At 71.7% G+C, this 18,133-nt stretch carries 17 protein-coding genes; 7 read left to right on the forward strand and 10 right to left on the reverse strand.

Translation table 11 applies throughout. The annotated features are described in order from the left end of the window. Positions 1-26 precede the first annotated feature (26 nt). Entirely contained in the window at positions 27-2,237 is a 2,211-nt protein-coding gene (gene recG, locus ABZT06_RS17650) for an ATP-dependent DNA helicase RecG (RefSeq protein ID WP_355741169.1), read from the reverse strand. Positions 2,238-2,406: 169 nt separating this feature from the next. Here recG and ABZT06_RS17655 point away from each other — a divergent pair, with 169 nt between their 5' ends. Continuing rightward, on the forward strand, positions 2,407-4,242 hold the full coding sequence (locus ABZT06_RS17655; protein WP_355741171.1) for an HSP90 family protein: 1,836 nt from the start codon (positions 2,407-2,409) through the stop codon (positions 4,240-4,242). After that, positions 4,242-7,166: a tetratricopeptide repeat protein gene (locus ABZT06_RS17660; RefSeq protein ID WP_355741173.1), complete on the forward strand. Its 2,925-nt coding sequence runs from the start codon at positions 4,242-4,244 to the stop codon at positions 7,164-7,166. Before ABZT06_RS17655 ends, ABZT06_RS17660 begins: the two co-directional genes overlap by 1 nt. Positions 7,167-7,178: 12 nt before the next feature. Here ABZT06_RS17660 and ABZT06_RS17665 read toward each other — a convergent pair whose 3' ends face one another. Beyond that, positions 7,179-8,876, reverse strand: coding sequence for a DAK2 domain-containing protein (locus ABZT06_RS17665; RefSeq protein WP_355741175.1), 1,698 nt, complete (start codon positions 8,874-8,876; stop codon positions 7,179-7,181). Between the two features lie 257 nt (positions 8,877-9,133). Between ABZT06_RS17665 and rpmB the strand changes: the two genes are divergently transcribed. Continuing rightward, positions 9,134-9,319 (forward strand): 50S ribosomal protein L28, encoded by a 186-nt coding sequence (gene rpmB, locus ABZT06_RS17670; RefSeq protein ID WP_003993230.1) that lies wholly within the window; start codon positions 9,134-9,136, stop codon positions 9,317-9,319. Between the two features lie 119 nt (positions 9,320-9,438). Here rpmB and thiD read toward each other — a convergent pair whose 3' ends face one another. Both thiD and ABZT06_RS17680 read right to left on the reverse strand, forming a co-directional pair. Beyond that, complete coding sequence (gene thiD / locus ABZT06_RS17675) at positions 9,439-10,239, reverse strand: bifunctional hydroxymethylpyrimidine kinase/phosphomethylpyrimidine kinase (protein ID WP_355741177.1); 801 nt, start codon at positions 10,237-10,239, stop codon at positions 9,439-9,441. Then, the gene (locus tag ABZT06_RS17680; RefSeq protein WP_355741179.1) at positions 10,236-11,204 is read right to left on the reverse strand and encodes a thiamine-phosphate kinase; all 969 of its coding nucleotides are present in this window, start codon (positions 11,202-11,204) and stop codon (positions 10,236-10,238) included. The genes thiD and ABZT06_RS17680 overlap by 4 nt, the downstream gene beginning before the upstream one ends. Positions 11,205-11,408: 204 nt before the next feature. Here ABZT06_RS17680 and ABZT06_RS17685 point away from each other — a divergent pair, with 204 nt between their 5' ends. Continuing rightward, positions 11,409-11,642: an Lrp/AsnC ligand binding domain-containing protein gene (locus tag ABZT06_RS17685; RefSeq protein ID WP_020121007.1), complete on the forward strand. Its 234-nt coding sequence runs from the start codon at positions 11,409-11,411 to the stop codon at positions 11,640-11,642. Between the two features lie 20 nt (positions 11,643-11,662). After that, the gene (locus ABZT06_RS17690) at positions 11,663-12,145 is read left to right on the forward strand and encodes a DUF3515 domain-containing protein (protein WP_355741182.1); all 483 of its coding nucleotides are present in this window, start codon (positions 11,663-11,665) and stop codon (positions 12,143-12,145) included. Between the two features lie 22 nt (positions 12,146-12,167). On the opposite strand, the gene ABZT06_RS17695 is transcribed toward ABZT06_RS17690, so the two are convergent. The 3 genes from ABZT06_RS17695 to ABZT06_RS17705 all read right to left on the reverse strand — a co-directional run bounded on the left by ABZT06_RS17695 (position 12,168) and on the right by ABZT06_RS17705 (position 15,179). Beyond that, positions 12,168-13,325, reverse strand: a complete 1,158-nt coding sequence (locus tag ABZT06_RS17695; protein WP_355741184.1) for a D-alanine--D-alanine ligase family protein — start codon at positions 13,323-13,325, stop codon at positions 12,168-12,170. A gap of 82 nt (positions 13,326-13,407) precedes the next feature. Beyond that, complete coding sequence (locus ABZT06_RS17700) at positions 13,408-14,418, reverse strand: NAD(P)H-dependent glycerol-3-phosphate dehydrogenase (RefSeq protein ID WP_355741186.1); 1,011 nt, start codon at positions 14,416-14,418, stop codon at positions 13,408-13,410. Further along, entirely contained in the window at positions 14,415-15,179 is a 765-nt protein-coding gene (locus ABZT06_RS17705) for a lysophospholipid acyltransferase family protein (protein ID WP_355741188.1), read from the reverse strand. Before ABZT06_RS17705 ends, ABZT06_RS17700 begins: the two co-directional genes overlap by 4 nt. Positions 15,180-15,334: 155 nt before the next feature. Between ABZT06_RS17705 and cofC the strand changes: the two genes are divergently transcribed. After that, entirely contained in the window at positions 15,335-15,973 is a 639-nt protein-coding gene (gene cofC / locus ABZT06_RS17710; protein ID WP_355741190.1) for a 2-phospho-L-lactate guanylyltransferase, read from the forward strand. A gap of 9 nt (positions 15,974-15,982) precedes the next feature. Beyond that, positions 15,983-16,174: a hypothetical protein gene (locus ABZT06_RS17715; RefSeq protein ID WP_355741191.1), complete on the forward strand. Its 192-nt coding sequence runs from the start codon at positions 15,983-15,985 to the stop codon at positions 16,172-16,174. A gap of 71 nt (positions 16,175-16,245) precedes the next feature. Here the strand turns inward: ABZT06_RS17715 and ABZT06_RS17720 are convergent, their stop codons facing one another. From ABZT06_RS17720 to leuD, 3 genes are all read right to left on the reverse strand, one after another. After that, on the reverse strand, positions 16,246-16,893 hold the full coding sequence (locus ABZT06_RS17720; protein WP_355741192.1) for an HU family DNA-binding protein: 648 nt from the start codon (positions 16,891-16,893) through the stop codon (positions 16,246-16,248). Between the two features lie 137 nt (positions 16,894-17,030). Next, complete coding sequence (locus ABZT06_RS17725; RefSeq protein ID WP_280849110.1) at positions 17,031-17,261, reverse strand: hypothetical protein; 231 nt, start codon at positions 17,259-17,261, stop codon at positions 17,031-17,033. A gap of 277 nt (positions 17,262-17,538) precedes the next feature. Next, on the reverse strand, positions 17,539-18,132 hold the full coding sequence (leuD, locus tag ABZT06_RS17730) for a 3-isopropylmalate dehydratase small subunit (protein ID WP_355741195.1): 594 nt from the start codon (positions 18,130-18,132) through the stop codon (positions 17,539-17,541). Position 18,133 lies beyond the last annotated feature (1 nt).

The raw sequence follows: 18,133 nt of genomic DNA on the forward strand, positions 1-18,133 counted from the left end.
TCGGGGATGGCTGCGGGTCCAGTTTCTCAGCCCTTTTCCAGGTACTGCTCCCTCTCCTCGTCCAGGAGGGCGTCCAGGGCCGTGCGCAGGCCGGGGAGCCCCGCAAGCTCCGGGTCCGCGTCCACCACCGCCGTCGCCTCTTCCCTGGCCTCCGCGATGATCTCCTCGTCCTCGATCACGGCGAGGACCCGCAGCGAGGTCCGGGCGCCCGACTGGGCCTGGCCGAGGACGTCGCCCTCGCGGCGCTGCTCCAGGTCGATGCGGGACAGCTCGAAGCCGTCCAGGGTCGACGCGACCGCGTTCAGGCGCTGGCGGGCCGGGCTCGCCTCGGGCATCTCCGAGACCAGGAGGCACAGGCCGGGCGCCGAGCCCCGGCCCACTCGCCCGCGCAGCTGGTGGAGCTGGGAGACGCCGAAGCGGTCGGCGTCCATCACGACCATCGCCGTGGCGTTGGGGACGTTGACGCCGACCTCGATGACCGTGGTGGCGACCAGGACGTGGGTCTCGCCGGCGGCGAAGCGGCGCATGACCACGTCCTTGTCGTCGGGGTGCATACGGCCGTGCAGGACCTCGACCCGCAGGCCGCTCAAGGGGCCCTTGGTGAGCTGGTCGGCGATGTCCAGGACGGCGAGCGGCGGGCGCTTCTCGGCCTCGTCCTCCACGGACTTCCGGGCCTTCTTCGGGTCGTCCTCCTCGTCGCCGATGCGGGGGCAGACGACGTACGCCTGGTGGCCGTTCTCCACTTCCTCGCGGACGCGTTCCCAGGCGCGGGCGAGGAAGTGGGGCTTGTCGGCGGCGGGGACGACATGGCTGGCGATGGGCGAGCGGCCGGCCGGGAGCTGGTCGAGGACGGAGGTCTCCAGGTCGCCGAAGACCGTCATCGCGACCGTGCGCGGGATGGGGGTGGCCGTCATGACGAGGAGGTGGGGCGGCTGCTTTCCCTTGCCGCGCAGGGCGTCCCGCTGCTCGACCCCGAACCGGTGCTGTTCGTCGACCACGACCAGGCCCAGGTCGTGGAACTGCACCTTGTCCTCGATCAGCGCGTGCGTGCCGATCACGATCCCGGCCTCACCGGTGACCAGATCGAGCATCGCCTGCCTGCGCGCGGCCGTGCCCATCGAACCGGTGAGCAGCACGACCTTGGTGGCGTGCTCGGAACCGCCCAGCATCCCGCCCTCGGCGAGCTCGCCCATCATCTCCACGATCGAGCGGTGGTGCTGCTGCGCGAGCACCTCGGTGGGGGCCAGCATGGCGGCCTGTCCGCCGGCGTCGACGACGGCGAGCATGGCGCGCAGGGCCACCAGCGTCTTTCCCGAGCCCACCTCTCCCTGGAGCAGCCGGTGCATCGGATGGTCCGTCGCCAGGTCGTCGAAGATCTCCTTGGAGACCTTCTGCTGGCCTTCCGTGAGGGTGAAGGGGAGGCGGTCGTCGAAGGCCGAGAGCAGGCCGTCCGGAGCCGGTTTCCTCGGTACCGCCGGGAGTTGGGCGTCCGCGTGGCGGCGGCGGGCGAGGGCCACCTGGAGGACGAAGGCCTCGTCCCACTTGAGGCGGGCGTGGGCGTCGGCGACGTCTGCCTTGGTGTGCGGGCGGTGGATCTTGAGGAGGGCCTCGGGGAGGGGGACCAGGCCGCGGCCCTCGCGGAGGGACTCCGGGAGGGGGTCCATCGCCTCCTGCGCGCTCGGCAGGACCGTCTGGATCGCCTTGCCGATCTTCCAGGACTCCAGTTTGGCGGTGGCCGGGTAGATCGGGATCAGGGCGCCCGCCCAGGTCTCCACCGTCTCCGCTGCCTCGTCGTCGGCACCGCGAAGCAACTCGTAGGCGGGGTGCGCCAGTTGGAGGCGGCGGTTGAAGAGGGAGACCTTGCCGGAGAACATCGCGCGGGTGCCCGGCAGGAGCTCCTTGTGGGGCTTGTGAACGCCGTTGCCGAAGAAGACAAGTTGGAGGCGGCCACTGCCGTCCGTGATGGTGACCTCCAGCCGCTGCCCCTTGCCGCGCGGCGCCTTGGCGGAGGCGAAGGTGTGCAGACGGGCGTCGGCGACCTGGGCCACCACGGTGACGTGCTCGTCCATGGGCAGGTCGGCGAGGTGGGTCAGCTGCCCCCGCTCCTCGTATCTGCGCGGGTAGTGGTGCAGGAGGTCGCCGACGGAGTGCAGGCCGAGGTGCTCGGCCATCACCTTCGCGGTGGCGGGGCCGAGCACCTTCTTCAACGGTTCTTCCAGTGCGGGCACGAGATCCATTGCACACCACACCACTGACATTGCCGTATACATACCGGGAAACCCCTGGTCAGACGGCTGGTTGGGGGCATACGATGGCGCGCTCCGGCCATCCGCCCGCGGTCACCGCCCCACCCGGGACCGCCCGACCCCGCGCCGCGCGAACGTTCCCCCCACCGGCGCTGCGACGATGGATTCCCAGACCTCACAGTCATCACAGACACCCCAGGTACCTCAGCAACCTCATACGTTCCAGGTCGACCTGCGCGGTCTGGTGGACCTCCTCTCCCATCACCTCTACTCCAGCCCCAAGGTCTATCTCCGCGAGCTCCTGCAGAACGCGGTGGACGCCATCACGGCCCGGCGGGCCGAGCAGCCGGAGTGCCCTGCCCGCGTGCGGTTGTACGCGGAAGACGGCGCCCTGCGGGTCGAGGACTCCGGGGTCGGGCTCACCGAGGCGGACGTGCACAATCTGCTGGCCACCATCGGACGCAGTTCCAAGCGGGCCGAGGGACTTCAGGAGGTCCGCTCCGACTTCCTCGGGCAGTTCGGGATCGGCCTGCTCGCCTGTTTCGTGGTGGCCGAGCGGATCCGGGTGGTCAGCCGCAGCGCCCGTACGCCGGACGCGCCGCCCGTGGAGTGGACGGCGAGCGACGACGGTTCGTACCGGGTGCGGACGCTGCCCCACGACGCCCGTCCGGAGCCGGGGACCACGGTGCATCTGGTGGCGCGGGCGGGTGCCGGCGAGTGGCTCGCGCCCGACCGGGTCCTCCAGCTCGCCCGGGACTTCGGCTCCCTGCTGCCGTACGACGTCCGGGTCGGCGACGAGGCGGTCACCGATCTGCCCGCGCCCTGGGACCGGCCGTACCCCTCCCCCGCCACCCGCAGGGTGGCCCTGGCGCGGCACTGCCACGAACAGTTCGGCTTCACCCCACTGGACTCGATCGAGCTGAACGTGCCGCTGGCCGGGATCCGGGGCGTGGCGTACGTCCTTCCCTCGGCGGTCAGCCCCGCCCAGCGGGCCACCCACCGGGTGCACCTCAAGGGCATGCTGCTGACCGAGCGGGCCGAACAGCTGCTGCCGGACTGGGCGTTCTTCGTGCGCTGTGTCCTGGACACCGACAGTCTGCGGCCCACGGCCTCGCGCGAGTCGCTGTACGAGGACGAGACGCTGGCCGCCGTACGGGAGGCGCTCGGGGAGCGGATCCGGTCCTGGCTGACGGGCCTCGCCGCCGGTGACCCGGACCGGCTCGCGGCCTTCCTGTCCGTGCACCACCTGGGTGTGAAGTCGCTCGCGCGGCACGACAAGGACATGCTGCGCACGATGCTGCCGTGGCTGCCGTTCGAGACGACCGACGGACGGCTGTCGCTGGAGGAGTTCGCGCAGCGGCACGCGGTCGTGCACTTCACACGGACCGTCGAGGAGTACCGGCAGGTCGCCCCGATCGCCTCCGCGCAGGGCGTCGGGGTGGTCAACGGCGGTTACACCTACGACAGCGACCTGGTCGAGGCGCTGCCCTCGGTGCGGCCGGGGACGGTCGTCGCCGAGCTGGACGCGGACACCGTCACCGCCCACATGGACCTGGTCGATCCGGCCGAGGAGCTGGCGCTGTCGGGCTTCCTGGCGGCCGCGCGGGCCAGGCTCGACCCGCTGGGCTGCGATGTCGTCCTGCGTTCCTTCCGGCCGCTGTCCGTGCCCGCGCTGCACCTGGACGACCGGGACGGCCGGCACGAACAGGCCCGCGCGGAGGCCGAGGACCAGGCGGACGACCTGTGGGCGGGCATCCTCGGCTCGCTGCGCGGGAGCGCCCCACGCGCGCGTCTCGTGCTGAACCATCTGAACCCGCTGGTACGGCGGATCGGTTCGCTGGGCGATCCGGAGCTGATCGGCACCGCCACCGAGTCGCTGTACGGGCAGGCGCTGCTGATGGCCCAGCGGCCGCTGAGGCCCGCGGACTCGGCGCTGCTGAACCGGGCCTTCATAGGCCTGCTGGAGTGGGCCACGAACGGCGAGGAGGGCCGCTGATGAGCGAGGTCGACGGGAGCGCGGCCTTCGACGCACTGCGCCGGGCGATGGCGGAGAACGCCGAGCAGCCGGAGGGTCCCGCCCGCAACGCGCGCGCGGAACAGCTGCTCGCCGAGGCGGAGAAGCTGAACATTCCGCTCGCGGTGATCGAGGCGCTCGGGCACCAGCTGAAGGTCTACAACTACAGCTCCGAGAAGGCCAAGATGTTCGTCCCCTTCGCGCGGCTGCTGCGCATGTGGGACGAGCACCCCGAGGACTTCGACGAGTACGAGACGCACTCCCTGCACTGGGTCTTCAAGTGGATGACGACCGGCATGCTCGACCAGCCGCACATCCCGCTCGCCGCCATGGAGAAATGGCTCGGCGAGATGGAGCACCGCTACCGGCTGGCCGGGCACTCCGAACGGGCCGTGCGCAGCGCCGAGTACAGCGTGGCCGCGCACGTCGGGGATCTTGAGCGGGCCGAGCGCGCGTACGCCGCGTGGCTGGCCGCCGACCGGGACAGCATGGCCGACTGCCACGCCTGCGAGCTGCACGAGCAGGGCTGGTGGCAGTCGCAGCGCGGGCGGGACGAGGTGGCGCTCGATCTGTGGGCGCCGGTCCTGGAGGGCGAGTTCACCTGCGCCCACGAGCCGCACGCGGTCCTCGCCTCCTCCCTCAGGCCGCTGCTGCGCCGGGGCCGCCTCGACGAGGCGCGCGCCAACCATCTGCGGGGCTTCCGGCTCGTACGGTCCATGGAGAGCATGCGCGGCGCCTACGCGGACCACGTCGAGTTCTGCGCGCTCAGCGGCAACGAGGCACGCGCGCTGGAGCTCCTTGCGGAACGTCCCGCGTACTTCACGGCCGACGGCCATCCGCGCAGCAGGCTGGACTTCACGGCCGTGGTGGCTCTGCTGATGGACCGGCTGACCGAGCTGGGCCTGGGTGAGCGATCGGTGCCGGGGCCCACGGGCCGGTCCTGGACCGCGGCCGAGCTCGCCGACCACGCGCGCGCGGAAGCCCTCGCGCTGGCCGCCCGCTTCGACGAGCGCAACGGCACAGCCCACGTGAGTGAGCAGGCACGCGCGCGTATGGCGCAGCGGCCGCTGGTGGAACGGCTGCCGCTGGGAGTAAGGGCGGTCCGGACGGTCGCCGCTCCCCTGGTGGCGCCTCCCGCCCCCGCTCTCGCGAAGGAGCCCGATCTGCCCGCGCTGGTCGCCGAGGCCCGGCGGTTGTCGGACACCCTCCGGCCGAACGCCGTGGAGGCGTGGGCGGCGGTCGCACGGGCCGCCGAGGGCGTCGAGCTCGACCCGCGCGACCGGGCGGAGATCGCCGACCACGAGGCGATGGACCTGGGCCCCGAGGGCATCGAACTGTTCGAGCGGGCCGCCGAGTTGTACGCGGCGGCGGGCGACCCCGGCGAGGCGCTGGCCGCACACGCGCGCGCCGCGTACGTACGCGCGCTGGCGGGCGAGGTGGACGAGGCGCTCACGGCGGTCGCCGGCCCCTGTGACGAGGTCCTCGCCCTCTACTCCGGCGACGGGACGGGCGTCCTGCAGACGGCGTCGGTGCTGATGTCGCGGGCGCGGATCCTGATGCGGGCGGTGCACGAGACCGCGGACGACGGTGTCCTCGGCGAGGCGGATCAGGCCGTACGGGAAGTCCTGGCACTCGTCGACGGGCGGGCCGGGGACGACGTGCGGCTCGCCGCGCGGGTCGCCGAGGCGCGGGCGATGCTGGCGGAACTGGCCGCGCGGAGGGGGGACCTGGAGACCGCCGCGGAGCTGTTCGCAGGGGCCGCGTCGGAGTTCGTGGCGGCGGGTCTGCCGTGGTTCGCGGTGGAGTACGAGGCCAGGCTCGCCGGACTCATGCACCACCTGGGCGACCTGGCCGGGACGGAGCGGGCGCTGCGGGCGGCCCTGGAGCACGGCGGGCCGCACCTGGAGGCGATCGGACGGGCCCAGCTGCATCTCCAGCTCGCGGAGGTCGTCGGCGGCCGGGGGCTCGCCGAGGAGGCCGCCGAGCATGCCCTGGAGGCCGCGCACTGGGCCGACGAGGCCGGGGAGGGGCCCACGCTGGGCGCTCTGGCCCGGCACCAGCTGGGCGGGTTCCTGCTGCGGCTGGGCCGGTGGGCCGAGGCCGCGGAGGTGCTGGAGTCGGCGCTGCCCGACCTGAGCGCGGAGCGGCACGGCGAGGGGGCGGTCGTACAGACGCAGTGGTGGCTCGGCGACTGTCTGAGCGAGCTGGGCGAGCACCGGGAGGCGGCCGAACGGCGTCTTCAGGCCGCCGAGATCGCCCGGCAGTGGCCGGAGCAACACGACCACGCCACGCTCGCCCACCTCGCCGCCGAGTCCCTCGGGGCCGCGGGGCTGTCCGCCGAGGCCGACCGGGCGTACGCGCGCGCGGGCGCTCTGTGGCGTGAGCTCGGCAACGTGCACGGCCTCGTCCGTTCCCTGCGCGCCCGCGCGTGGCTCGCGCTGCGCGCGGAGGACGGGGCGGACGCGGCACGGGAGTTGATGGCGGAGGCGGTCCGCGAGTGCCAGGCCGCGCTGGGCGACGCGGAGGCCGACGAGGACGCACGGCAGCGGCTCGTGGGCGAACTCGGGCACACCCACCGGCAGTTCGGCGACCTGCTGGCCCGTTCCGTGCCCGAGGAAACCGAGGACGATCCGATCCAGTCCGTGCTGGAGGAGGCGCTGGCCCAAGTGGTGGAGGCGATCGTCGTGTTCGCCTCGCTCGGGGACGGTGCCCTGGACGCCCGGACCGGTGCCGAACTCGCGGCGGGTTGGCTGGCGGCCGACCTGAGCCGCCCGGCGGAGGCGGCGGCACGCGCGCGTGCGGTGCTCGACGCCTACGGCGACGCGGAGGGCACCGACGACACGGCACGGTCGCGACGGGCCGAGGCGGAGCAGATGCTGGGGCTCATGGCGGGGCCGGACAGCTGATCGCCAGGGTTTCTACTCGACCCCGATGAGCAGCACGGCCCCCTGCCGTCCGCCCCGGTACACCACCGTGTCCACGGCGAGGTACGACTCCCGTACGCGCGCCTCCAGGTGGTCGGCGACGGTCTCGGGGGCCTCGTCGCCGAGGACGAGGGTGACCAGTTCGCCGCCGGCCGACAGCATGCGGTCCAGGACGGTCTCGGCGGTGGCGGTGACGTCCGAGCCGATCACCGCCACGTCCCCGTCGATGAGCCCGAGGACGTCACCGGCCTGGCAGATGCCGGCCATGGTCCAGGACTGGCGTTCGGCGACGGCGACCTCGGCGTAGCGGGTCGCGCCGGCCGCCGAGGTCATCTGGACGACGTCCTCGTCGAACCGGCGCTCCGGTTCGTGCACCGCGAGCGCCGCGATGCCCTGGACCGCGGAGCGGGTCGGGATCAGCGCGACCCGGATGCCCTCCGCGCGGGCCTGCTCGGCCGCGGCGGCCGCGGTGTGGCGCAGGTCGGCGTCGTTGGGCAGCAGCACGACCTCGCGCGCGTGGGCCCGTCGTACGGCCTCCACGAGCTCCCCGCTCGCGGGTGGCTCCCCGGGGCGGGCGAGCACGGCGGTCGCGCCGGCCTCGGAGTACAGCCCCGCCAGGCCCTCGCCCGGCACCACGGCGACGACGGCCCGCTGGGCGGGCTCTCGCGGCGGCCGTTCGGCGCCGGTGGTGTGCACGTCACCGAGGCCGAAGTGGGTGACGCGGATCCGGTACGGCCGTCCGGCCTCGACGCCCGCCTCCACGGCGGCGCCCGCGTCGTCGACGTGCACATGGACGTTCCACAGCCCGTCGCCGCCGACCACCACGAGGGAGTCCCCGAGCGCGTCGAGCCGCTGCCGCAGTCGCGCGACGGCGGTGTCGTCGGCTTCCAGGAGGTAGATCACCTCGAAGGCGGGGCCTCCGGTGGCCGGGGCGTCGGCACACTCCTCGGAGGCCGCGAGGACTTCGGCGGAGAGTTCAATGGAGCCCGCGGATGCCGCCGGGGACGTCCCGCTCACCACCGGCACCGCCCTGGGCACGTCCCCCGTGAACGTCTCCACGAGAGCCCCGAGCACCGCCACCAGCCCCCGCCCGCCGGCGTCCACCACCCCCGCCCGCTCCAGGACGGCCAGCTGGCCGGGTGTCGCGGCGAGGGCGGCGCGCGCCCCCTCGTAGGCGGCCCGTGCGACCGTCCCGCAGTCGCCCTCCGCCGCCCCGGCCGCGTCGGCGGCGGCCGAGGCGACCGTGAGGACCGTGCCCTCGACGGGGTGGGCCACGGCCTGGCGGGCGGAGTCGGCGGCGTGCCGCAGGGCGAGCCGGAGTCCCGCGCCGTCCGTGTGAGCCGTCTCACCTTCGGCGGCGAGCACCTGGGCCATGCCGCGCAGCAGCTGGGCGAGGATCGTGCCGGAGTTGCCGCGGGCGCCTATGAGGGCTCCGTGCGCCATCGCGCGCGCGGCGTCGGCGAGTGCCGGTTTCCCCGAGCCATGGGCGTCGTGGCCCTCGAAGACGGCCTCCACGGCCGCGGCCGCCGACTCCGCCGTCAGGTACAGGTTGGTGCCGGTGTCCCCGTCGGCGACCGGGTAGACGTTGATCGCGTCGATCTCCTCGCGCGCCCGGCCCAGCGCCCGCAGCGCGAGGCCGCACCAGGCGCGCACCGCGAGAGCATCGAAGAATGTCTGCGGCACCTGCGCCACCTGCGCCTCCTCGGGCTGCTGGACTGGACGCAGCGTAGACCCCGGGCGGGTGTCCGCCGGAAGAGGGCCGGGAGCGGATGCCTGATCAGCCATGGTAGTTTCGTTCTGCTGGCGCAGTCGTTGTATGCTGCTCCGGTTGCCCGATGCAGATCGGGCCAATCCCCCTGGCAGCGCCACTCAGATCTCTGATCCTACGATCTCGATCCCGGCCCGCCGGGATCCGACCGTAAGTGCATCTGAAGTCTTTGGAGTGACCCGTGGCTGCCAACTGCGACGTCTGCGGCAAGGGGCCGGGCTTCGGCAACAACATCTCGCACTCGCACCGCCGTACGTCCCGTCGCTGGAACCCGAACATCCAGCGCGTCCGTACCGTGGTGGGCGGGACGCCGAAGCGCGTGAACGCTTGCACCTCGTGCATCAAGGCCGGCAAGGTCTCGCGCTGACGCACAGCTAAGCGCGCGGCCACTGCTGGTTCGCTGCACTGAGCCGGTCCACCTCAGGGTGGGCCGGCTTTTTGCCGTGCCCTGAGCCGGTCGGGCCTGCGCGACGTCCGGAAGCGAACTCAGGCTCCGGGTGCACCCCGCGTGAGCGCCCAGCCATGATCCACGGGTCCGATCCCGGCGCCGAGCGCGAACCCTGCGGCGATCGCCCCCGTGACGTACTCCTTGGCGGCCGTCACCGCCTCCGGCACGGACCGCCCCTTCGCGAGGTGCGAGGCGATCGCGGAGGCGAGGGTGCAGCCGGTGCCGTGCGTGTGCCGGTTGTCGAGGCGGGGCGCGCGCAGCCAGTGCTCCTCGGAGCCGTCGGTGAGCAGGTCGACCGCGTCGCCCGGGAGGTGGCCGCCCTTGATGAGCACCCACTTCGGTCCGTACGACAGGACGGCGTCGGCGGCCTCGCGCAGGTGGGTCTCCGACTCGACCCGGAGGCCGGTGAGTTGGGTCACCTCGTCGAGGTTCGGGGTGGCGACGGTGGCCACCGGGAGCAGTCGTCGCCGTACGGAGTCCAGGGCGGACGAAGCCAGCAGCGAGTCGCCGTGCTTGGAGACGCCCACCGGGTCGATCACGGCCGGAGCGTCCGTGCCGGCGATCAACTCGGCCACCGCCTCGACGAGTTCGGCCGAGGCGAGCATCCCGGTCTTCACGGCCTGGACGCCGATGTCGTCCACGACACCGCGGTACTGGGCCCGCACCGCCTCCACCGGAAGCTCCCAGGCGCCCTGGACGCCGAGGGAGTTCTGCGCGGTGACGGCCGTGACGACACTCATGCCGTGCACGCCGAGCGCGAGCATGGTCTTCAGGTCGGCCTGGATGCCGGCCCCTCCGCCGGAGTCGGAGCCCGCGACCGTGAGCACCAGGGGCTTCACGACTCGATGTCCCCGCCGAAGTGGTCCCAGCCGCCCTTGCTGGTCCAAGGCGCCCCGTCGACCGTCACCTGGGGCAGCGCCGAGGGGTTGAGGACCTCGCCGATCACCTTCCAGCGGGCCGGGAGCTTCACGTCCGGCGGGAAGGTCGCCACGATCGCGTGGTCCTCTCCCCCGGTCAGCACCCACTGGAGGGGATCGACACCGACGGCCTGCCCGATGTCGTTCATCTGGGTCGGGATGTCGATCGCGCCGGAGCGGATGTCGATACGGACCTTGCTGGCCTCGGCGATGTGCCCGAGGTCGGCGATCAGCCCGTCGCTCACGTCGCACATCGCGGTCGCGCCGAGCGCGGCGGCGGCCGGGCCCGCGTGGTACGGCGGCTCGGGGCGCCGGTGCGCCTCCACGAAGGCACGGGGTGAGCGGAAGCCGCGGGCGAGCACCGCGTACCCGGCCGCGGACCAGCCCAGCCAGCCGGTCACCGCCACGAGGTCGCCGGGCTGGGCGCCGGCCCGGGTGACCGGCTCCTGGCCCCGCAGATCACCGAGGGCGGTGATGGAGACCATGATCGTGTCTCCCCGTACGACGTCCCCGCCGACCACCGACGCGCCGGCGACCTGGCACTCGTCGCGCAGGCCGTCCATGAGCTCCGAGGGCCAGGTCACGGGGAGTTCGGCGGGCACGACCAGGCCGAGCAGCAGAGCGGTCGGCACGGCGCCCATGGCGGCGATGTCCGCGAGGTTCTGCGCGGCCGCCTTGCGCCCGACGTCGTAGGCCGTGGACCAGTCGCGGCGGAAGTGCCGGCCCTCCAGAAGGATGTCGGTGCTCGCCACGACCCTGCGGTCGGGCGCGGCGACCACCGCGGCGTCGTCGCCGGGGCCCACCCGGACCGCCGGGGTGGTGGTGAGACGGGAGGTGAGCTCCCTGATGAGCCCGAACTCGCCGAGCTCACCAACAGTGCCCTTCATTGCCCTACGCCCCTTCTGTGCCGTGCCGTGCCCGGTCGCGCGTCATCAGTGTCCTCGATACGGTCGAGGGGACCGTGAACTTCTGTCGTGTCCGCACCCCGGCACGGGCGTTCGCGCCCCGCGGGTCTCCCCGTGACGAGGGGCGACGCGATACCGTGGCGTTCCTTTTCCCCACATGATCCTCGTGGCCGCCCTGGAGGTTCCGTGGTACAGGCGTACATCCTGATCCAGACGGAGGTCGGCAAGGCGTCGACCGTCGCCGAGACGATCAGCAAGATCCCTGGAGTCATCCAGGCCGAGGACGTGACAGGTCCCTATGACGTGATCGTCCGCGCACAGGCCGACACCGTGGACGACCTGGGCCGGTTGGTGGTCGCCAAGGTCCAGCAGGTGGACGGCATCACCCGCACCCTGACCTGCCCGGTCGTCCATCTTTAGCCCCCGTCTACCCTTGGCCGGTGAACTTCTTCCGTCACCGGCCTCTCGGTCTTTGCGCGCTCGCCCTGCTGATCACGGTCGCGGGCTGCTCCTCCGCAGACGACAGCGCGTCGGCGGCGGTTCCCTCGCCGGGGGCGGGCGTCGCGAAGCTGTGCCGAGAACTGGACCGGGTACTGCCGTCCAAGGTCGACGACCAGGACCGTCAAGATCCCGAGCCCGCGTCCGCGCTGACCGCGGGCTGGGGTGACCCGGCGATCATACTGCGGTGCGGTGTCGAGCGGCCCTCGAAGATGGACGATCCGGAGGCCGACGGGGTCGAGGCCGACGGAGTCGGGTGGCTGCTGGAGAAGCGGGACGACGGGTCGTTCCGCTTCACCACGACCCTCCGGAAGGCATACGTCGAGGTGACGATCCCCAAGGACCGCACCGCGGACGGCATGGCGCCGCTGGTCGATCTGGCGCCCGGCATAAAAAAGGCGATCCCCGAAGGGATCGCCGACTAGCTGCCGACCGACCGCGGACCGGCTACCGAAGCCCCGTCGACCGGCGGAGCGCCGCCTCGATGAGCCGGTCCACCAGCTCCGGGTAGCTGATCCCGCTCTTCTCCCACATCTGCGGGTACATCGAGATCGGTGTGAAGCCCGGGAGCGTGTTGATCTCGTTGATCACGAACTCGCCGTCCTCGGTGAGGAAGAAGTCCGCGCGGACCAGGCCCTCGCAGGAGGCCGCGTCGAAGGCGTCGACCGCGAGCTTCTGGACCTCGGCCGTCTCCTCGGGCGTGAGCGGCGCCGGCACGATCCCCGGGGTCGAGTCGATGTACTTCGCCTCGAAGTCGTAGTACGCGTGCTCCTGCGGCGGGGGGATCTCGGCCGGGACGGACGCGCGCGGGCCGTCCTCGAACTCCAGGACACCGCACTCGATCTCGCGGCCCCGCAGCGCCGCCTCGACGAGGATCTTCGGATCGTGGCGCTGCGCCTCGGCGATCGCCTCGTCCAGGCCGGACAGGTCGTCGACCTTGGTGATGCCGATCGACGAACCCGCGCGCGCGGGTTTCACGAACAGCGGCCAGCCGTGCTCGCCCGCGAAGTCGACGATCTTCTTGCGGGCCGCGGACTCGTCCCGCTCCCACTCGCGCGGCCGGATCACCACGTACGGGCCGACCTTGAGCCCGAAGGAGGTGAACACCCGCTTCATGTACTCCTTGTCCTGGCCGACGGCCGAGGCGAGCACGCCCGAGCCGACGTACGGGACCCCGGAGAGCTCCAGGAGGCCCTGCAGGGTGCCGTCCTCGCCGTAGGGGCCGTGCAGGACGGGGAAGACGACGTCGACCTCGCCGAGCGCCTTGGGCACCGACCCGGGCTCGCTGTAGACGACTTCGCGGTTCGCGGGGTCCACGGGGAGCACCACGCCGCCCTCGCTCGACTCGGCGAGGTCCTCGACGCTCGGCGTACGGCGTTCGGTGATCGCCATGCGGTCCGGTTCGTCGGTGGTGAGCGCCCAGCGGCCGTCCCGGGTGATGCCGATCGGCAGGACGTCGTACTTGGTCCGGTCGATGGCCCGCAGTACCGCGCCGGCGGTGACCACGGAGATCCCGTGTTCGGAGCTGCGCCCGCCGAACACGACGGCCACGCGCGGCTTGCGAGGCGGCTGCTCAGGGTTCTGGGGGAGGTTCTCGGTGCTCATATCGCGTTGAGAGTACCCGTTGGTAGTGCCGTGAGACAGCGTCCACCCCCGCGGCGAACGAGGCAAAAACCGGCGTCGTGGCTCAGCGTCGCTCGGGCTTCGCGCTGCGCGACATCAGCTCCTTGACGGCGACCACCGGGGACTTGCCCTCGTGCACGATCCCGACGACCGTCTCGGTGATCGGCATGTCGACGCCGTGCCTGCGGGCCAGATCCAGCACGGACTCACAGGACTTGACGCCCTCGGCGGTCTGCCGGGTGACCGCGATGGTCTCCTGCAGGGTCATGCCCTTGCCAAGGTTGGTGCCGAAGGTGTGGTTGCGCGACAGCGGCGAGGAGCAGGTCGCCACCAGGTCGCCGAGACCGGCGAGGCCGGAGAAGGTCAGCGGGTCGGCGCCCATGGCGAGGCCGAGCCGGGTCGTCTCCGCCAGACCGCGTGTGATGAGCGAGCCCTTGGCGTTGTCACCGAGGCCCATGCCGTCCGCGATGCCGACGGCGAGGCCGATGACGTTCTTCACGGCGCCGCCGAGTTCACAGCCCACCACGTCCGTGTTGGTGTAGGGGCGGAAGTACGGCGTGTGGCAGGCCGCCTGGAGCCGCTGGGCCACCGGCTCCTCGGTGCAGGCGACCACGGCGGCGGCCGGCATCCGGGCGGCGATCTCGCGCGCGAGGTTGGGTCCGGTGACCACGGCGATACGGTCGGCGCCCACCTTCGCGACGTCCTCGATCACCTCGCTCATCCGCATGGCGGAGCCGAGCTCGACGCCCTTCATGAGGGAGACGAGAACGGTGTCGGGGGCGAGCAGCGGGGTCCACTCGGCGAGGTTGGCGCGCAGGGTCTGCGAGGGGATCGCGAGGACGGTCAACTCGGCGTCGCGCGCCGCCTCCGCGGCGTCCGCCGTGGCCCTCAGGTTCTCGGGGAGCTCGACGCCGGGGAGGTAGTCCGGGTTCGTACGCGTGGAGTTGACCGCTTCCGCGAGTTCGGGGCGGCGCGCCCACAGGGTGACCTCGCACCCCGCGTCGGCCAGCACCATGCCGAAGGCGGTGCCCCATGAACCGGTGCCGAAGACGGCCGCCTTGACGGGCTTGCTCACTTGCTCTTCTCCCCCTCGTGACCGCTCTGGGCCTGGGTCCGGCGCCGCTGCTCGATCCGCTCGCGGCGAGGGTCGTACGCCGTGTGGGGCGCCTTCTCCCCGCGGATGATCTCCAGCTGGGCGGTGACGGCGGCCATGATGACCTCGGTGGCCGCCTTCAGGAGGTCCGGGGTCATCTCCTTGTCGTAGAACGGCGACAGGTCCACGGGCGGCCCCGCGAGGACGTGCGAGGTCTTGCGCGGCCGGAGGTGGAGCTTCTTCGCGTACGGCGGCAGAAGTTCGTTGGCGCCCCACTGCGCGACCGGGACCACCGGGCACTTGGTCTGCAGGGCCACGCGCGCGGCGCCGGTCTTGCCGATCATGGGCCACTGCGCGGGGTCCCGGGTGATGGTGCCCTCGGGGTAGAACGCGACGCATTCGCCGCGTTCCACGGCGTCGATGGCGGCCCTGAAGGCGCTGAGCGCGTCCGTGGTCTCGCGGTAGACGGGAATCTGCCCGGTGCCGCGCATCATGACACCGACGAATCCCTTGTTGAAAAGAGGGCTCTTCGCGAGGAATCGCGGAACGCGGCCGGTGTTGTACTGGAAGTGCGCGTACGCGAAGGGATCGATGTGCGAATTGTGGTTGACCGCGGTGATAAATCCGCCGTCAGCCGGAATGTGCTCCATTCCACGCCAGTCCCGCTTGAGCAGAACCATGAGCGGCGGTTTGGCGATCACCGCTGCCAGGCGGTACCAGAAGCCGATTCTGCGGCGGGGCACTCGGACACCTTCCTCTAGAGCCTGGGGGGCCGCACAAGTGTCGCCCCAGGCCGTCTGTCTGTCGAGAACACCGTACGCCCCGCCACCGACACCGCCAGATGGGGCGCGTGACGACTGAGTGACAATGGCCGCGAGAAGAGAAGGACGGAACGCTCGTGCAGTGGACGTTGGTCATCCCGTTGAAGCCTCTGGCGCGGGCCAAGAGCAGGCTCTCGGACACCGCGGACGACGGGGTGCGGCCGGGTCTGGCCCTCGCCTTCGCCCAGGACACCGTGGCGGCCGCGCTGGCCTGCCCGGCGGTCGGGGATGTGGCGGTGGTCACCGACGACGCCCTGGCCGGCCGCGAGCTGGCGGCCCTTGGCGCCCGCATCGTCGCCGACGAACCCCGGGGTGGCCTGAACGCGGCCCTCGCGCACGCGGCGGCCGTCGTGCGGTCGACGCGTCCCGAAAGCGCCGTCGCGGCACTGAACGCCGACCTTCCGGCGCTACGGCCCCTGGAATTGGCCCGGGTCCTCGGCGCCGCCGCGGAATTCCCGCGCGCTTTTCTCGCGGACGCCGCAGCAATCGGCACCACCCTGCTGGCCGCCCGGGAAGGCGCGGAATTGCGTCCCGCCTTCGGCCCGGATTCGCGCGCACGCCATCGCGCCTCGGGAGCGGCGGAACTCCCCCTCACCGACGTGGATTCCGTACGACAGGACGTGGACACCGGCGACGACCTGCGGGCGGCGCTCGCGCTCGGGGTGGGCCCGCGGACGGCCGCCGCCGCGGCGCGGTTGCTGATTCCCGGGCAGTAGGCTGCGGCCATGCAGGCGACCGCGTACACGTACGACCCCGAAAGCCGCAGTGGGCAGGTGCTTCTCGACGACGGCACCCCCGTGCCCTTCGACGCGCCGGCGTTCGACGCGGGGGGTCTGAGGCTGCTGCGTCCCGGCCAGCGCGTGCGCGTCGAGATGGCCGGGGACAAGATCACCCTGGTGACCCTCCAGACCTTCTGAACCCCCTTGCACACGCCGCGGGCCGGACTCCGATGCGGAGTCCGGCCCGGCGCGTGAGTGCCCCTGTGCCCTTACCTCTTGCGGGCCGTGGCCTTCTTGGCGGTGGTGGTGCGGGCGGCCGACTTCTTGGCGGGCGCCTTCTTGGCGGTCGCCTTCTTCGCCGGGGCGCTCTTGGCCGTCGTCTTCTTGGCGGTGGTCTTGTTCGCAGCGGTGCTCTTGGCGGCGGTGCCGGTCGCCTTCTTGGCGGGGGCCTGCTTCGCCGTCGTCTTCTTGGCGGTGGCCGTGGTCTTCCTGGCCGTCGTCTTCTTGGCGGTGGTCTTCTTCGCCGCGGCGGTCTTGGCGGTGGCCTTCTTCGCGGCCGCCTTCTTGACCGTGGCCGAAGCTCCGCCGGTCAGGCTGCCCTTGGGCGCCTTCTTGACCGCGACGTCGTTCTTCGGGAGCTTCTTCGTGCCGCTCACCAGGTCCTTGAAGCCCTGGCCCGCGCGGAAGCGCGGAACGGAGGTCTTCTTGACCCGAACCCGCTCGCCCGTCTGGGGGTTGCGGGCGTAACGGGCCGGGCGGTCGACCTTCTCGAACGAACCGAAGCCGGTGACCGAGACCCGGTCGCCCGCGACCGTCGCGCGGACGATGGCGTCCAGGACCGCGTCGACCGCGTCGGCGGCCTGCTGGCGGCCGCCCACCTTGTCGGCAATCGCTTCTACGAGCTGCGCCTTGTTCACGTCTTCCCCTTCGGAGACATTGCCAGAACGAAACTGTTCAAGCTTTTTCGCACGTTAGGCAGATATATACCGCAAATCAAACACGAAACGGGCTTATCACCCTTGCGCCGCAACAAACTCGGCTGCTCTGGACTTGTTCAGCGTTCCTCTTCCGGGATTCGACCCGCGTCGAGGTCGGTCATGAACCCCTCCAGACGCCTTGTCGCTTCGACGACGTCGTGCTTGGCCGCGGCCGTAATGACCAGCAGCTTCCGGGTCAGCGCCATCCGTACGCCCTCCGGGACTTGCAGTGCGCGCACTCTTGCGTGCGCTTCCTTCAGTTGGTCCGCGACTGCCGCATAGAGCTCGAGTTGGCCGTCGTGTTCCATGCACAGATTGTGCCATCTGGGGCGAGTTGTCGCCTGCTAGGGGTGCAACTGCCGCCCCAAACGGCCTTCCGGGCACATCCGGGAGTCACGGCTACAAGGGACGCGTACCCCGACAACACCCGCCGTAACGTGGGAAGTTGAGCGGGCGTGTCGCGCGGCTCGAGGCCGTCCGGGCGCAGACACGGCCGTACCCCCGATCGGGCTGATCGGGGGTACGGCAGGGGTGTTGGGCTGGCCGAAACTCGACCTGTTCAGTTGCTCCGAAGGAGGGGTGCGGTCACGCCTGCAGTGTCCGCGGCTTGTACGAGGGCCGCTTGGCCTCGTACGCGGCGATGTCGGGCTCGTTCTGGAGGGTGATCGAGATGTCGTCCAGGCCGTTCAGCAGCCGCCAGCGGGAGTTCTCGTCCAGCTCGAAGCTCGCGGTGATGCCCTCGGCGCGCACCTCGCGGGCCTCGAGGTCGACCGTGATCTCGGCCTCGGGGTCCTTCTCGGTGAGCTCCTGGAGCGCGTCCACGATCTTCTGGTCCAGAACCACCGTGAGCAGGCCGTTCTTGAGCGAGTTACCGCGGAAGATGTCGGCGAAGCGGGAGGAGATCACGGCCTTGAAGCCGTAGTTCTGCAGTGCCCACACCGCGTGCTCACGGGAGGAACCGGTGCCGAAGTCGGGGCCGGCGACCAGCACCGTGGCGCCCTTGCGCTCGGGCTGGTTGAGGATGAACTTCTCGTCCTTGCGCCAGGCCTCGAACAGTCCGTCCTCGAAACCGTCCCGGGTCACCTTCTTGAGCCAGTGAGCAGGGATGATCTGGTCGGTGTCGACGTTGGAACGGCGCAGCGGGACGGCCCGGCCGGTGTGCGTGGTGAATGCTTCCATG

The sequence above is a fragment of the Streptomyces sp. NPDC005483 genome, assembly GCF_040606035.1.
GTDB lineage: Bacteria > Actinomycetota > Actinomycetes > Streptomycetales > Streptomycetaceae > Streptomyces.

Bases quoted from the DNA above. Each gene is read 5' to 3' on its own strand.
- ABZT06_RS17660 (WP_355741173.1), top strand. From the start codon at position 4,242: ATGAGCGAGGTCGACGGGAGCGCGGCCTTCGACGCACTGCGCCGGGCG.
- ABZT06_RS17715 (WP_355741191.1), top strand. From the start codon at position 15,983: ATGCAGGCGACCGCGTACACGTACGACCCCGAAAGCCGCAGTGGGCAG.
- ABZT06_RS17655 (WP_355741171.1), top strand. From the start codon at position 2,407: ATGGATTCCCAGACCTCACAGTCATCACAGACACCCCAGGTACCTCAG.
- ABZT06_RS17680 (WP_355741179.1), bottom strand. From the start codon at position 11,204: ATGAAGGGCACTGTTGGTGAGCTCGGCGAGTTCGGGCTCATCAGGGAG.
- ABZT06_RS17725 (WP_280849110.1), bottom strand. From the start codon at position 17,261: ATGGAACACGACGGCCAACTCGAGCTCTATGCGGCAGTCGCGGACCAA.
- ABZT06_RS17695 (WP_355741184.1), bottom strand. From the start codon at position 13,325: ATGAGCACCGAGAACCTCCCCCAGAACCCTGAGCAGCCGCCTCGCAAG.
- leuD (WP_355741195.1), bottom strand. From the start codon at position 18,132: ATGGAAGCATTCACCACGCACACCGGCCGGGCCGTCCCGCTGCGCCGT.
- recG (WP_355741169.1), bottom strand. From the start codon at position 2,237: ATGGATCTCGTGCCCGCACTGGAAGAACCGTTGAAGAAGGTGCTCGGC.